General features: G+C 38.1%; 18 protein-coding genes and 1 tRNA gene. 4 read left to right on the forward strand and 15 right to left on the reverse strand.

What is annotated here, in order from left to right; all coding sequences use genetic code 11:
- Positions 1-41 precede the first annotated feature (41 nt).
- Positions 42-707, reverse strand: a complete 666-nt coding sequence (locus KKC46_00205) for a hypothetical protein (GenBank protein ID MBU1052235.1) — start codon at positions 705-707, stop codon at positions 42-44.
- 625 nt (positions 708-1332) lie between these two features.
- Here KKC46_00205 and KKC46_00210 point away from each other — a divergent pair.
- Complete coding sequence (locus KKC46_00210) at positions 1333-1575, forward strand: AbrB/MazE/SpoVT family DNA-binding domain-containing protein (GenBank protein ID MBU1052236.1); 243 nt, start codon at positions 1333-1335, stop codon at positions 1573-1575.
- A complete protein-coding gene (gene mazF / locus KKC46_00215; protein ID MBU1052237.1) occupies positions 1569-1922 on the forward strand; it encodes an endoribonuclease MazF in 354 nt (117 codons plus the stop codon). Before KKC46_00210 ends, mazF begins: the two co-directional genes overlap by 7 nt.
- A gap of 22 nt (positions 1923-1944) precedes the next feature.
- Here mazF and KKC46_00220 read toward each other — a convergent pair whose 3' ends face one another.
- The 10 genes from KKC46_00220 to tolQ all read right to left on the reverse strand — a co-directional run bounded on the left by KKC46_00220 (position 1945) and on the right by tolQ (position 10315).
- The gene (locus KKC46_00220) at positions 1945-2748 is read right to left on the reverse strand and encodes an SAM-dependent chlorinase/fluorinase (GenBank protein ID MBU1052238.1); all 804 of its coding nucleotides are present in this window, start codon (positions 2746-2748) and stop codon (positions 1945-1947) included.
- 9 nt (positions 2749-2757) lie between these two features.
- Entirely contained in the window at positions 2758-3783 is a 1026-nt protein-coding gene (gene ruvB / locus KKC46_00225) for a Holliday junction branch migration DNA helicase RuvB (GenBank protein MBU1052239.1), read from the reverse strand.
- Positions 3783-4403 carry a Holliday junction DNA helicase RuvA gene (locus tag KKC46_00230; GenBank protein ID MBU1052240.1) on the reverse strand — a complete coding sequence of 207 codons (621 nt, stop codon included), beginning with the start codon at positions 4401-4403 and terminating at the stop codon, positions 3783-3785. Before KKC46_00230 ends, ruvB begins: the two co-directional genes overlap by 1 nt.
- A 35-nt stretch (positions 4404-4438) precedes the next feature.
- Positions 4439-4927 (reverse strand): crossover junction endodeoxyribonuclease RuvC, encoded by a 489-nt coding sequence (locus KKC46_00235; protein ID MBU1052241.1) that lies wholly within the window; start codon positions 4925-4927, stop codon positions 4439-4441.
- 183 nt (positions 4928-5110) lie between these two features.
- Positions 5111-6085: a tol-pal system protein YbgF gene (gene ybgF / locus KKC46_00240; GenBank protein ID MBU1052242.1), complete on the reverse strand. Its 975-nt coding sequence runs from the start codon at positions 6083-6085 to the stop codon at positions 5111-5113.
- 151 nt (positions 6086-6236) lie between these two features.
- On the reverse strand, positions 6237-6833 hold the full coding sequence (pal, locus tag KKC46_00245; protein MBU1052243.1) for a peptidoglycan-associated lipoprotein Pal: 597 nt from the start codon (positions 6831-6833) through the stop codon (positions 6237-6239).
- 29 nt (positions 6834-6862) lie between these two features.
- Complete coding sequence (tolB, locus tag KKC46_00250) at positions 6863-8185, reverse strand: Tol-Pal system beta propeller repeat protein TolB (GenBank protein MBU1052244.1); 1323 nt, start codon at positions 8183-8185, stop codon at positions 6863-6865.
- A 35-nt stretch (positions 8186-8220) separates the two neighbouring features.
- The gene (locus KKC46_00255; GenBank protein ID MBU1052245.1) at positions 8221-9156 is read right to left on the reverse strand and encodes a TonB family protein; all 936 of its coding nucleotides are present in this window, start codon (positions 9154-9156) and stop codon (positions 8221-8223) included.
- Between the two features lie 5 nt (positions 9157-9161).
- Complete coding sequence (gene tolR, locus KKC46_00260; protein ID MBU1052246.1) at positions 9162-9587, reverse strand: protein TolR; 426 nt, start codon at positions 9585-9587, stop codon at positions 9162-9164.
- Positions 9584-10315, reverse strand: a complete 732-nt coding sequence (tolQ, locus tag KKC46_00265; GenBank protein MBU1052247.1) for a protein TolQ — start codon at positions 10313-10315, stop codon at positions 9584-9586. Before tolQ ends, tolR begins: the two co-directional genes overlap by 4 nt.
- A 391-nt stretch (positions 10316-10706) precedes the next feature.
- Between tolQ and KKC46_00270 the strand changes: the two genes are divergently transcribed.
- Positions 10707-11300: a TetR/AcrR family transcriptional regulator gene (locus KKC46_00270; GenBank protein ID MBU1052248.1), complete on the forward strand. Its 594-nt coding sequence runs from the start codon at positions 10707-10709 to the stop codon at positions 11298-11300.
- Positions 11301-11305: 5 nt separating this feature from the next.
- Here the strand turns inward: KKC46_00270 and hisA are convergent, their stop codons facing one another.
- The 3 genes from hisA to hisB are packed head-to-tail and all read right to left on the reverse strand — an operon-like array spanning position 11306 to position 13346.
- Positions 11306-12037, reverse strand: a complete 732-nt coding sequence (gene hisA, locus KKC46_00275; GenBank protein MBU1052249.1) for a 1-(5-phosphoribosyl)-5-[(5-phosphoribosylamino)methylideneamino]imidazole-4-carboxamide isomerase — start codon at positions 12035-12037, stop codon at positions 11306-11308.
- Positions 12034-12762: a hypothetical protein gene (locus KKC46_00280; protein MBU1052250.1), complete on the reverse strand. Its 729-nt coding sequence runs from the start codon at positions 12760-12762 to the stop codon at positions 12034-12036. The genes hisA and KKC46_00280 overlap by 4 nt, the downstream gene beginning before the upstream one ends.
- The gene (gene hisB, locus KKC46_00285) at positions 12759-13346 is read right to left on the reverse strand and encodes an imidazoleglycerol-phosphate dehydratase HisB (protein ID MBU1052251.1); all 588 of its coding nucleotides are present in this window, start codon (positions 13344-13346) and stop codon (positions 12759-12761) included. Before hisB ends, KKC46_00280 begins: the two co-directional genes overlap by 4 nt.
- 457 nt (positions 13347-13803) lie before the next feature.
- Here hisB and nhaA point away from each other — a divergent pair, with 457 nt between their 5' ends.
- Positions 13804-14964 (forward strand): Na+/H+ antiporter NhaA, encoded by a 1161-nt coding sequence (gene nhaA, locus KKC46_00290; protein ID MBU1052252.1) that lies wholly within the window; start codon positions 13804-13806, stop codon positions 14962-14964.
- Between the two features lie 301 nt (positions 14965-15265).
- Here nhaA and KKC46_00295 read toward each other — a convergent pair.
- Positions 15266-15341, reverse strand: a tRNA-Ala gene (locus KKC46_00295).
- Between the last annotated feature and the right edge of the window lie 85 nt (positions 15342-15426).

Consider the following 15426-nt stretch of genomic DNA (forward strand, 5'->3'; position numbering starts at 1 on the left):
ATTCAGTAAGCTGTCCCCCGAATTCCCGGTTCTGGACCGTCTCATACACTCACCTGCTCACCCAATTCCATCCAAAAGTTCCTTAAGACCGTTCGGAAATACTCGATGTCATTAATCGAAAGGTTCGCTATTTCGTCGTACTGGATACCGGCTTCATCTATGTCTAAGTCACAAAATAGTGCGAGCTTGCAATAGTACTCTCTGCTCACTGACAGTAGTTCTGTCGCCGAAAGTCCGCGTCCATGTTTTGCTGCATTAGCAACTAACCGCAGCAGGTTCACCTGATCGAAGGTCGAATCCTGAGCCCCCCAGAACAGCAAAAGGGACTTTAGATTCGCGTACTTGTAGCGTTGAATCTCTTGCTCGGCCACATGATTGCTTCCCTTATTTACTGGTGACCACAACGATTTATGTTTGCATAAGTCCCTGATATCGTGTTCCCACAAGTGGTAAAGGGATATCAAAACGGAGGAATACATTCCATTGATAAGCAAGGTATACTCTTCAGACAACGATGAGCTGAAATCGCTTACCTGATAATAAACCTCCTCGCCGTCGATACCTGCACTAAACAACCGGCCTTGGAAATCGGTTATCTCTTTGGAAAAGCCGTTCTCAAGGTTCATCCGCTTCAATAGAGATATCGCTCTATCAGAAAACGATTCCACCCGCTTCAGATAAAGTCTAACCCTGCTGTATCTGTCCATCTATTGTGCTCACCATGGGAGTTACTCTCTACTCAGACCATCCCGATCTGCCCAACAAGTTATTGAACAGTTTCTGTTCAATACCGATGCTTTCTTCTATGGTTGAATTCGTGTTTTATTATCACGATTTACGTTAGAAAGCTACTATTTTATTGAAAGTGTTCGATTTATCTCTTACAGGAAGCTATACGTACAGTATATGTCACTTGCAATCACTTACTATCTCAACCCTATATTGGAAAGTAAAAGGCCGCTTGCTATTTTATTGAACAGACGGATAGAGGAAGTTTGGTTACGCCCTGCGCCCTTGACACAATGGAATATTAATCTTTTGACAGCGAATAGGGCGAATAGGATCAAACTTTGACGGGTTTTTGCTCTGAGCCATTTATTTTGCAGTGTATCATTTCTTTACAATTCTTATTTTGTCAAACTTTTTAACAACAATTATTTTGCCATTTTAAATTCACTGAAAAAGTCAGAGGAAGGGGGAACACCTTTATCAAACATTGAATAGTGAACTATAAACACTCAACCTAAAAGATATTGCAATTTTATTTCTTTAGATGTATATCCATTGTAGACACATAATAGAAGGCGCGATTTTATTAAATGGAGGTGTACCATGCAAACTAAAATTCAAAAATGGGGAAATAGCCTTGCGTTACGAATTCCCAAATCATTCGCAATTGATGCAAACCTGAGGCAAAATGAAACGGTAGATTTATCTATCGACAAGGAAAAGATTATTATTACTCTGATCGGGAAAAAAGAATATTCGCTCGATGAACTATTAGAAGGTGTCTCGGAAAATAACATTCACAGCGAATTTGTTACAGGAGCCCCGATGGGGAAAGAAACATGGTAACAAATAGCGATTATGTTCCGGATAGGGGAGATGCCGTTTGGATAAACATGAATCCGCAAGCCGTTCATGAGCAAGCGGGAAGGCGTCCTGCTATAGTTTTGTCGCCGATTTCCTACAACCGTAAAGTCGGCCTTGCCTTATTTTGTCCGATAACTAACCAAATAAAAGGTTATCCTTTTGAAGTTAATATTCCTTCAGGTCTAAAAGTAACAGGTGCTGTTTTATCCGATCAGGTTAAAAGTCTTGATTGGAAAATAAGGAATACGGAATTCTATGACAAAATCCCCGATATTGTTATTTTCGAAATATTAAAAAAACTTGGGGTGCTGCTACGTTTTGATAGTTAGTACTACCCTAACAAATAGCGTATCATTTTTTTACAATTCGTATTTTGCCCACTTTCTTTGCATTAAAATAATGTTCCGCACTTCCATGGTTTACCGCAATCTCAAGGAAACCACGACTTCCAATAATAGCAAGCGGATTTCCTGCCAATGTATTTGAATAGCTTGTTGATAAGTACTCTATTCTATTTTTCCCGATAATTATCTGGAAACCCTTTTTATTCAGATTGGAAGTAAATGTATCAAGTATTTTTGCGTCGATATTTGTTATAAGATTACCAAAACGGTCAATTGACACAACTTCACCTATAAGCTCTCCATTATCTGATATTTCAGGTTTTGGTATTTTAACGGTAACGACTGTATTCTGATCTATTGGTATGCCGAGTTCTTCAAGGCTTTTCCCTTTGGATAATTGTGCTGCAATCGGTGCGAAAATATCACGACCGTGAAAAGTATTGCTTACAGGCTTTAAAAACCATTCATTTTTGTCCAGCTTTACAATCTTACAGTTCTTTTCTTCTTCCAATAAAAGGCTTAATACACCATTATCAGGCGCTATAAAATAGTGGCCATTAACTTCTGCTGCAAAAATAGCCCTGTTGCTGCCAACGCCGGGATCAACCACAACAACATGTATTGATCCTTCTGGAAAATATCTGTAACAATAGTTTGTAAGGTATGCAGCGTTGACTATATCATGGGGAAGAATCGAATGGCTGATGTCAATAATGGAAGCAGAAGGGTTTATGGAAAGAATAACTCCCTTCATTATGCCCACATATTCGTCTTTGATACCAAAATCTGTAAGAAGAGTTATAACCGGCATGATTATTTATTACAGCTTTTTATATAAATGCTGATATGCTTCTTCAGATGCTTTTCGGCCGGAAGAAGTTCTCATGATAAAACCGATTTTTAAAAGAAAAGGCTCTACAACATCTACAAGAGTATCCGATTCTTCCTGAAGGGTGGCTGCAATCGCCTCAACTCCTACAGGCCCGCCATTATAATACTCTATCACTGTTTTAAGATAACGGCAGTCAAGACTTGTAAGTCCTTTTTCATCAACTCCCTCAAGAGCAAGCGCTTCATGTACCGCTTTTTTTGTAATTACACCGTCTCCTCTTACCTGCGCATAGTCTCTTACACGCTTTAGTAACCTGTTGACAATTCTCGGTGTACCCCTTGACCGCCGCGAAAGCTCTAATGCGGCATCTTCTTTGATTTTAACTTTAAGTAAATTTGCTGAGCGTGAAACAATTATCATAAGATCCGTTTCAGTATAAAAATCCAGAGTTCTGAATATGCCGAAACGATCTCTTAAAGGTGATGAAAGCAACCCGACTCTTGTTGTTGCTCCAACCATTACAAAATGCTTTAAGCGGTATTTGTGGCTACGCGCATTCACTCCTTTGTCGAATACAAAATCTATGGCAAAATCTTCCATTGCAGGATACATGAATTCTTCAACCACCTTAGGAATCCGGTGAATCTCGTCTATAAAAAGAATATCGCCTTCTTCAAGATGAGTAAGAATCCCTACAAGATCTCCTCCCTTTTCAAGAGCCGGCCCTGATGTAACAGTAAGATTACCGCCCGTCTCATTTGCAATAATATGGGCAAGAGTTGTTTTGCCAAGACCCGGCGGGCCATGTAAAAGAACATGATCAATAGGCTCACCGCGCTGTTTTGCTGCTTCAATTGCGATTTTAAGCGTTTCAACAACCTCGCTCTGGCCTATATAATCAGACATACATGACGGACGCAGGGAAAGTATTTCAGGTTCTGTGTCAACAGAAAGGCAGGAACCGGAAAGTATTTCATTATCTTCCGAAGAATGTGTCAGAATATCATTGCTCATCAGGCTCTTTCTCCACGATATACTTCTTCAAGGAGATCCTCAGGGCTTGTTATAAATTTGTTTCTTTTCAAAGCTTGCACAACCATCGTCTTTGCTTCGCCAGGTTTATAACCAAGCTGGGAAACAAGAAGATCAATGACTGTTTGTCCAAAATCTTCTGAAACAGAATCATCATCATATGGTTGCTCCGATTTTCTTATCAGGGCGAACTTGTTTAACTTTCCTTCAAGCGTTGCTATAATTTTTTGGGCTGTTCTGTTTCCGATTCCTTTAAGCTGCTTTAGTGTTGCAGCATCTTTTGATTCTATAGCTCTTGCAATATCACGTACGGACATGGTAAGAGCTTTTACAGCTTTTAACGGTCCTATATCTTCAACAGAAATGAAATATTGAAAAAATTCCTTTTCGATTTCAAGATTAAACCCTATCAATACAGGTTTTGGCTGCTTTTCCGATTGATGATAATAAATATATAGAGTTATTTCGTCTCCAACTGACCTTGTATTTAGAGTCTCCATTACAATCGCCGGAAGCAGTATTTCATATCCTATATGATTTACGAGCAAAAGTATGCGCTCGCTTTCTTTTTTTAATAATTTTCCTTCTAAGTATCCTATCACTAAATTCTTCTCCGAAAGAGTTTAAATTTAAAGTTTTACCTGTTGTTGTTATTATAACGGAAAAGACCTAATAGAGCCAGAGCAATTGCATCGGAAGCATGAAAGGGTCTAATGGGGGTATTTAATTTCAATAAATTCCTCACGGTAAGCTCAAGCTGTTGCTTGTTTGCATTACCATTACCTGTTAAAACATGCTTGACTTCCCTCACAGCAACCTCGGTTGCCGATATCCCGGCATGGCATGCCGACAGAAGAATAACACCTGTAACCTTGCCAAGGCTTATACCTGATTTAGGATAGGCATCAAGGGAAAATACATCTTCTAATACCATTAGATCAGGCTTTTCATCTTTTAGAAGTGAAAGGACTTTTGAAAAAATATGGTTAAGACGCTCGGGAAGAGCCTGATTTTTTGACGTGTTTATACTTCCGAAAGAATATCTTTGGATTTTAAGCCCTGTCCCACAGATAATTCCCACACCCGTTGAAGCCAGGCCAGGATCTATACCGATGACCTTTATCATCTTTTGCTCTTTAAGGATTAAAACCAAAATTATTCGAGCCAGTTTCAAAACGCCCCATTTTGGCCGATCTCTGCATTGGGCTCAAATTTAAATCCTCGAAATACTCAATGTATTACTGCTGTTGAAATTTTCTCCCGCCTTGAGCTTGACCAAACTGAAATGTTTTAAAAGTGGCTCATTATTTTAAAATCCTTTCAGCTTGCTTTCAGCTGTTTTGGCTTCAATTGAATCAGGAAATTTTTCTACAAGTTGGTTTAAAATGAGTTTTGAAGTCTTTTTATCTCCAATATTGTAAAAGGAAAGACCCTGCTTTAGCAATGAAGCCTTCATTTTATTGCCTTTTGGGTATTTCTCTATAACTTTCTGATATTCACCAATGGCTTTTTCATACCATTTTTCCCTGTAATAGCTTTCACCAATCCAGAACTGGCAATTATCAGCTATATCGGAATTCGGATATTTTTTCAGCATTTCCTGCAATTGTTCACGGGCTGCTGCATATTTCTCCTTATCATACAACTTAAGGGCGGAAGCATACATCTCGTTTTCAGGAATTTCCTGCTTTGTGTTCTCCGTTGTGTCGGTCTGCCCGGCAAGTGTTGTTTTTTCTTTTCCTTCTAAACTCAAATATTGATCAAGTTGCTTAAGCTTATTAGCAGATGCTTCCGTAGTCTGTTCAACCTTGGCAAGTCTGCTCTCAGCTATTTTAGCGGTTTCTTCGAGCGCATTTAATTTTTGGTTTAAAAGGTGCTCAAGCACCTCTACTCTTCCATTTAATATCTGAATTTCTTCAGTATGCCTTTGGATATCGGCATATTGTTCGGCTGCTTGTCCTCTGATTTTATTTTCTTTTTCGGATTCGATATCTTTAATCTCTTCCGTTTTCTTTTTTAGTCCATCCGTTTTGGAGTTAAGCTGGGAAGTCTGGTTTTCTAAAGTTACAACCCGCAGCCTTAGTTGTCCTACACGGTTATCAAGCGTTAGAACGTCTTTATGCAAAGCACAGCCGAAATTATAAAATCCAAGAAGAACAAGAAGAACAACCAATTTCAAAATATGGCGTTTCCCTTTGCCGACAAATGGAAAAAAAGTAATTATTCGAGGAATCAAGGAATTTTTTCCTAATGGCCCTAAATTATTTATTGAGGCTTTTAGCATCCTGAAAGATCTCCCTGGAGCTTTTTTGTGAATCTAATTAAACGGATTGCATCCGCATGTTGTGTATCATACACATATAACAAGCGGATGCTTAAGTCATAATCCGTTCATAATGTTTTTGGTATAAAGCCCGGATACAAAAATCCAATTCTTACTTTATAATAAAATGAGCTCTTCTGTTCTTTGACCAGGCGTCTTCATTTTGGCCAGGATCAAGCGGTTTTTCTTCTCCGTAGCTGATTATATTTAAACGTGAAGGAGCTACACCAAGATTGATAAGGTAATTCATTGCGCTTCTGGCACGCCTTTCCCCAAGAGCAAGGTTGTACTCATTGGTTCCGCGGTCATCACAATGCCCTTCAATAGTCACAGGAATACTTGCACATTGCTTCCCAAGATAATCAGCTTTCGTTTTGAGAATTTCCTGAGCGGTTTCCGTAAGAGCTGCGCTATCATAGTCAAAAAGCACGTCTTCATTAACAAGACTCTGCATTGCTTCAGCTTTTTCCATTGCCATCATCTCTTCTGCGCTAGGCCCGGTGGGTTCTTGAACTGATTGGTCAGCCGGGAGAGATTCTGAATCCACATCAGACGCAGAAGAGTCAGCGGCAGCAGCGTCCATGTCAGCTTGTGCATCCTGAACGGTTTCAACATCAGCCTTCACAGTCTGTTTCCCACAGGAAGTGAAAATCAATAGAGCCGGAATTACAAGTAAGAAAGATAAAACAATCAACATTTTTTTCTTCATTTTAAACCTCCTTGATAAATATAATACTGTTATTTGTTAACAAGCCTTGGTGACCATTTGGGATTTGACTGTTCACCTGATATACTAAACACACGCCTTTGATCTGTTCCATAAGAAGTCATTACATAGATCCTCGAAGGCCCCTCTCGCGTTGAGCTGAATACAATAAGGGTGCCATCCGGAGACCATGAAGGTGATTCGTTATTACCTGTGTCTTGTGTTAATTGTACTGGATTTTTGCCATCAAAACCAATTATAAAAATATTATGGCTTCCTCCATCCAATCCGGAATATACTATCTTATCGCCTTTAGGCGACCAGCACGGCTGAGTATTATAGTTACCATTAAATGTCAATCTTTTCTCATATCCGGTATAAAGGTCTTTAATATATATCTGAGGTGTTCCTGATCTGCTTGAAACAAACGCCATCTTCTTTCCGTCCGTAGATAATGCAGGGGATACATCACTTCCGGAACTTTTTGTCAACTTTTTAATTATTTTCCCGGTTCCTGTCATTAGATAAATATCCTGATCTCCTGTATAGGAAAGTGTTGCAGCAAGTGCAAATTTTCCGGGTACCCAGACCGGTGTTATATTTATTCCTTTTTTTGCTATCACAGATATACTGTTGTTATTGACATTTTTGATATAGATATCAGGATTACCTTTTAAATAAGAGGTGTATGCAATCCACTTACCATCCGATGACCATGCTGGAAAAAGAGTAATTGCTTTATTGTTTGTAAATTGTTTTACATTGGTTCCGTCAAAATCACAAATATATATTTCTTTATTTCCTGAGCCTGTTGACACAAAGGCAATACGGGTATCAAAAATGCCTCTGTTTCCGGTAAGATAAAAGACAATCTCACTTGCAAAGAGTCGTATTACCTGATTTAAACTTTTAGCGTCTGCTTTGTATTTTTTTCCTATAAGCTGGCTGGCTTTAATTGTATCAAACAACCTCAATTCAATTTCAAGAAGATCGCCTTTTATCGAAATCTTGCCGGTAACAAGAAGCTCCGCACCCACGGTAGCCCAGTTATGAAAATTTATATTTTGCAAAGTTGTTTCAGGCTTTAATGGATTTTCAAGAAAGCTTTCCCTGTCAAGTATCTTGAAATAACAGGTAAAATCGAGCATTTCTGCAAGCATATTGGAAGCTTGTTTTGAAAATATCATATCATTGTTATTAATTGTTCCTGTACCGGATTTAAACAAAGGTATGGCAATCGGCATTTTTCTTATAGACGGACTGTTTATATCAATGTAATCATATGCTCCAAAGCTAATTTCTGTCATTGCTAATACAGCAGCAATAATAACTATAAAAAAACGAAAACATCTCATCTATTTTTCCTTTAAAATTTTCAGCATTATATCGTTTAATTCCGCTTAAGTCCACTGGTTCCGAAACGAAGGCCGACTTCATAATATGGCCTGCTATAACCTTCGGGAAGAGGTGGAAGAGGATTGGATTTTTGAATAGCTCTGTATGCCGACTCGTCAAGATAGCGGTTTTTTGATCTGCTTTCAAACCGGATATCGCTGATTTCGCCATTATGCATTATTTTTATTACAAGAACAGCCAGTTCATCTAAACCTCTGCCTCCTATCTGCTCGGAATACGCCCAGTTTTGCTGAATTGTATAAAAAATTTCTGCTTTATATATATCAAATATGCCTATTGGCAGGTTACTGCCACCGCTACCGCCGGAGATGCCTGGTACTGCTCCTTTTATTGCGCTTCCCTGACTACCCAACCCCCTGGACTGATTGGCACCCTCAGCTTTTGCGATCTTATCCCTTATTTTGCTTATTGCTTCATCAACTGATGATGGCCTTGATTCCTCAACCTTTTTTTCCATATCTTTTACGGCATTTTTTATCAACTCGGCAGACTCAACTTTCTTTTTTGGTGATATCTTCGGTTTTAATGATATGGCTTTCGACACTTTTGTTACAGGTTTTTCCTGGGCCTTTTTTACAGCTTTAATCTCCGGTTTTGAAATTTCTTTAGGTTTTTCAATTTTTGCCGGAACTTGCTTTACAACTTTTTTTTCAACTATAGCCGCACTCTTTTTTAAAGCCGGTTTTCCGGCAGGAGGCCCAGGACGGCCAGCCGGAAGAGAAACAAGGCTGACATTTATTGCCGAAGGAAAGGGATTAAACATTGGCCTGCTATATCCGGGAAGAAAAAATAAAACTCCTATTAAAACGGCATGACACGCAAAGGAAATAACAAATGTTAAAGTCACTGTTTTTTGAGGTATGCCGCTTTTTCCGTTAAAATATCCGGAGAATTGAAAACCTTCTTGCATGCCTGTTATTTTTTCCGATTTGTTTTGCTTTCGATAGGCTCTGTAACCATACCGAGCTTTTCCACACCAGCTTCCTTTATCTCAGACATAAGAGTAACAACCGCACCGTATGAGATATTTTTATCTGCTCTAAGATATACTTCCTGGCCGGAATGGCCCTCGAGAATTTTTTTTATTTTTACCTGAAGCTGCTCAGGAGCAACTTTGTAATCATTTATATATATATTGCCACCTTTATCGAGAGTTATTAAAAGATGCTCTTTTTCCGAAACAAGAGGCTTAGTTGTTGCTTCGGGAAGGGAAACATTTACGCCTTGAACCATCATAGGCGCAGTTGCCATGAAAATAATCAAAAGAACCAGCATAACATCCACAAAAGGAGTAACATTTATATCGGAAATAATGCTATCTTTATCTCCTCCTGCCATCATTTTTTAATCCCCTTTGCCTTTAATGTATCCCGTTCTACTATATTAAGAAAATCAGCCGCAAAACTTTGCAGTTCAGAGTCAATATTTCTTATTTTTTGCATGAAATAATTAAATGCTATTACAGCAGGTATTGCTGCTGCAAGACCTGCTGCAGTCGCTACAAGGGCCTCGGATATTCCGGGAGCAACAACCGCAAGTGTAGCCGATCCTCTTAGCCCGATTCCGTGAAACGAATTCATGATTCCCCAAACCGTACCAAACAAACCTATAAAAGGAGCTGTATTTCCGGTTGTTGCAAGAAACGGAACAAGGTGTGTAAGGCTTGTTACTTCGGAGTTAATGGCCCTTCTTAAAGCACGCTTAATATTATCCATACCTACAAACCGGGAACTTATAGAAACATCTTCTGAATCTGAAGTTTTCGGAGTTGAAGAAACGCCCGACTGGCTTAATTTTGTAAGCTCCACATAACCTATGCGAAATATTCTTGCAACCGGACTGCCGGTCATTTCTTTTGATTTTGTATAAACATCCGAAAAATCACGGCTTCTCCAGAAATAGTCAATAAAGAATTCGGATTCTTTATATGCCCGCTTTATATATTTGTATTTAAGAAAAATAATTGTCCAGGTAGATACGGAAAAAAGAACAAGTGTAAGCAATACACCCTGTACTACAATTCCTGCATTGCTTATCATGTGAAACAAATCCAGATGCTGGGAACCCATAGAATTTACTCCGCTATATTGAGTATGTTTTGACAAAAATCAGATAGTTAATGGTAATCATTGAATTTATATTTTATATAGGCAATATACTGCTGTGTCAATAATAAGTTATGAAACTGGCTCCATCGTATTTTATATAGTTGCTTTCTGTGTATCATATCTTAACAAAAGCATCTGCCTAAGGCAAGCCCGTTTGGCTAACAGCCCGTTTGGCGATTTTCAGTGAATGCAATTTTTAATAATCTAAACTATGACAAAGGATATAGGTTATCTTCGTATTCTTGACAAGTTAAGCTATAGCCTTTAACGGATAATACTTGATTTAAAAACAATATTAATATAATTGCATGAATACTTAATACAATTTAAAAAAATGTGGAAATGTGAATAAATGAAAAGTTCCGATACGAAACAAGAAATCTTGGATAAAGCTGTAGATCTTTTTTATGAGTTTGGTTTTGTAAAAGCTTCTGTCCGAGATATTGTGCGAACTGTCGGGGTAACAAATTCCACAATATATGTTCATTTCAAAAATAAAGACGAGATACTTTATACCATCATACAGGATATAGGCTCAATTGTTTTAGAAGAACTTCACAAAGCAATAACAAACAATGATGATCCTGTAAAATGTCTGAAAGAAATGATTTTCAGGCAAACCTGTCTTATCAAGGAAAAGCGAAAAGAGCTGAAAATTTATATTGAAGAACAATATCAACTTCCCAAAGCCTTGAGTTCGGAAGCTGTAAAACAGCAACGCCAAATACATGATTTATATTTTAATAAATTTTGTGAGCTTGAAAAAATAGGCCTTCTGAAACAGGGAATAGACAAAACAATTATGGCTTTTTCAGTATTTGCCATGATGAATTGGATATATCGCTGGTATAATGATAGCGGAAGGCTTTCAATTGAAGAAATCGCCAATCAAAGCATAGCAGTATTTTTCGGCGGTATTATGGTTGAAAAAAGCAAACAAAATTAATCGTGTTATAAGTTTTGCGCAGAAATTTTCACAGCTTCCCTAAAATCAAGCGTTCCGCTGTATATTGCTTTGCCTGTAATAACCCCAACAACTCCATATTTTTCAATTGATAGAAGATTTCTTATATCATCTATCGTTGAAACGCCTCCTGAGGCAACAACCGGAATATTTACAGATTCGGCAAGCCGCTTTGTTTCCTCAATATTAGGCCCAGTTTGCATTCCGTCTCTGTATATATCTGTAAAATTAATTGCCGCAACTCCGCAATCTTCATAAGTTTTTGCAAGATCTACAGCTTTCATTTCCGTCGTTTCCGTCCATCCTTCTATTGCAACAAAACCTTTTTTCGCATCAATTCCTACTACTACTTGTTTTGGATACATACGGCAAATATCTTTAACAAATTTGGGATTTTTGTGCGCTTCCGTTCCTATTACTATCCTTTTAACGCCGATATCTAAAAACATTTTGGCGGTTTCTTCATTTCTTATTCCTCCGCCAACTTGTATGTCAACTTTTACAGTTGATAGTATTTTCTTTATGGCCATAAGATTAACAGGGGTTTTTTCAAAAGCCCCGTCAAGATCAACCACATGAATCAATTTTGCTCCCTGCTTCTCCCATTTTTGGGCCATAGCTGAAGGATCATCTGAAAATATAGTTTCACGATCCTTTTCGCCCTGTAAAAGCCGGACACATTTTCCGTTTTTTATATCTACTGCAGGTATAATAATCATTTTGTGAAAAATATATGAATCATCTCTTCAAGACCCGGTTTTGCCAGATCTTCTGCGACAACCCATTTTCCTCCCCTTTTAATAAAAGTTCCAATTTCAAAAAGATTTTCGCTTAAAGGCCGCTGGGTTTCATCCATATGGCCTGTCCAGATAATACGGCGTTCCGAAACACTTATAAGATGCAAATCAAAAGCTACCGAAGCGGGAGATTCTACACCATAACCTGTTCCTACACGTTGTTTAAAACGGTAAATATGCCCTAAATAAACAGCATCTGCTCCAACCGCTTGTCCGATTTCAACAATTTTATCAATCATTGCTTTCGAGTCTTGGAAGCACGCTTGGAAGTCATCTGCAATAAATTCTGCTCTATCAGGGGGAATTATTTTAAAATCGGTGTTTTTTTCCAGCAGAGAAAAAAGATGATTTGTCAACATAACATCAGCGTTTTCCGCAATATCTCCGGTAAAAAACATACTTCCGCAAAGCGGGCATCTTATATTATTCTCTTTACCGCAAAAGTCAGTATAATTTTTAAAGCGGAGAACAAGTACCTTTTCAATTTTCCCCTTGGTAGAAAGAAGTTCAGGTTTAACTTGGTTAGAACTACATGCCGGAAAAAGTAAAGGTATAAAAAACAACAAACAAATCAACTGTACAAGATTTGCCTTCCTTTTAAAAACACTCCCGACAAATAAACCGTATAATGAATTTTTTATTATCATAATACTCCTTTTGTGGAGCAAATTCCGGTTATCCGTTCATCAAGAGACGTTGCCTGATCAAGTGCTCTTCCGGCAGCTTTGAAAACGGATTCGATAATGTGGTGTTCATCCTGGCCGTAAAATGTATTTATATGAAGATTCATACCCGCCTTTGTTGAAAAAGCTCTGAAAAATTCCCTTGCAAGTGCAATAGTGAATGTAGCCCCTGAATTCGGAATAGATGGCACATTGTAAACTAAATAAGGACGGTTTGAAAGATCAATAGTAACCGAAGTTAAGGAATCATCCATAGGAACCGTAAAATTACCATAACGTCTTATGCCTTTTCTGTCGCCAAGAGCTTTGTTTAATGCATCTCCCAACACAAGACCCACATCTTCCACTGTATGGTGGAAATCAACTTCAATATCGCCTTTTGCTTTTACTGTCAGATCAAAAAAACCATGTGCAGAGAAAAGAGATAACATATGGTCAAAAAAGGGGATGCCGGTATTAACTTCATGTTTCCCGGTTCCATCCAATAAGAGTTTAATGCTGATTTGTGTTTCTTTTGTCTTACGCTCAACATCGGCTGTACGATTCATAACTCACCTTCAATTCGTTATATATTAAGTATTAACGTTGTTTATTTGTATGCCGATATACTGTAAGTGTCAAGCTTATATGTTATTGTTTCCGACCAATCTGCTTGCATATTATTCTATCCTTGTTTTTATTCATCTGAGCCACTTTCAAAACGTTTCAGTTTGTTCAAGCTCAAGGCGGGAGAAAATTTCAACAACAGGAATACATTGAGGATTTCGAGGATTTTGTCTTTATTCATTTCTGTCATGATTTCAGCTGTGATTAGTAAATATATACTGGTTAAACAATACAACAATAGGAATAGGAGGAAACCTTAATGCTTCCCCCTATTCCTCTTGTTAAATTTCCGCATAGCATTGTTTGCATAAGGAAAAATAATAAACTATATTTCCTTATAGAAATATTAATATAAATTTGAGCCCTTATCAACAGAGCAAGACAAAGCGCATTTCTATGATAACCACCATTGAAACATTTTTAAAAAGACAATCATCGTCAGGCATGCTGCTGATTTTTTTCACTATTACTGCCCTGGCATTGCAAAACAGCGGCCTGTCTGATTTGTACAATGGATTTTTACATACGCATGTAGAAATTCGATTTGGTAATTTACAAATTGCCAAGCCCTTATTGCTCTGGGTAAATGATGGACTAATGGCGGTTTTTTTCTTTCTAATTGGGCTGGAGGTTAAAAGAGAATTTATTGAGGGTCATCTTTCCTCTCTAAGTCAGATCGCGTTACCAGGAATAGCAGCGCTCGGAGGAATGACGGTGCCTGCTCTGGTTTTCATTGCATTCAATCAAGGCGAGTCATTCGCAATGAAAGGCTGGGCAATACCAACCGCAACCGACATTGCTTTTGCTTTGGGAGTTTTATCTCTATTAGGGAATAGAATTCCCGTCTCTTTAAAAGTATTTCTGTTAGCGTTGGCTATTATTGATGATTTAGGAGCTATCGTTATTATAGCACTGTTTTACACGGCTGACATATCTACAGTCTCTATAGTCATCGCTTCAATCGCTCTTACTACCTTGTTTACCATGAACAGAATGGGCGTAGCTAGTAAAGCGGCTTATATTTTGCTCGGCATCGTGCTTTGGGTTAGCGTATTAAAATCAGGCGTTCATGCAACTCTATCAGGTGTCGCATTAGCCTTTATGATTCCTTTGAACTGTATAGGCAGAGACGGTAAAGTCTTTTCTATGAGCAAAGAAATGGAGTATGGTTTACATTATTGGGTAGCCTTTATGATATTGCCCCTTTTTGCTTTTGTTAATGCAGGTGTTGATTTAAGAGGGATTTCTTTTGAGGAAATGCTAAATCCTGTCCCTATGGGAATTATGATTGGATTATTTATCGGTAAACAGTTGGGGGTTTTTAGTTTTAGTTGGCTTGCTATCAAATCAGGATTCGCAAGCTTGCCCAAAGATAGTAGCTGGAATCAACTGTATGGTGTATCCATTCTTACCGGTATCGGATTTACCATGAGTTTATTTGTTGACACGTTGGCTTATGATGATAATCAGATTTATCACTATGCAGATAAACTAGCCATTCTCCTGGGTTCATTTATGTCTGGTATCGTTGGTTATTATGTTTTAAAAAGCTCGAAGTAGTTCCTTGAAAAAGCTCCGGTTGTGCCTTCACTTTGAAAATCTGCATATTGCGACGTTAGCTTCCATAGCGTATAGATACCATAACGTTTAAAAGTTATAATGTCGATAAACACTTTTGGCGGTGATATTATGGCAACTGCTACAAAACGTGCCACGATTTATTGAGACCCAGTTTTACATAAAGCTTTGAAATTGAATAAAACAAATTAGCTATGCGGAATTTTGTTTTTATAAGACGAAAAAAGGCTGGTTGTATTTTACCAGCCTTTTCTTTTTTGAAACTGGCTCTAATAGTTTTATTTGGTGGAGATGAGGAGGTTCGAACTCCTGGCCTCAGCATTGCGAACGCTGCGCTCTCCCAACTGAGCTACATCCCCACGTTAATATTTTAATACCAAATTAAAAAAATCCGGTCAATTTAAAATTTAATTTTATGTTTAAGCTGTATAATGTTAAAGGGGG

Source organism: Pseudomonadota bacterium (assembly GCA_018817425.1).
In the GTDB taxonomy this organism is placed as follows: Bacteria; Desulfobacterota; Desulfobacteria; order Desulfobacterales; family RPRI01; genus RPRI01.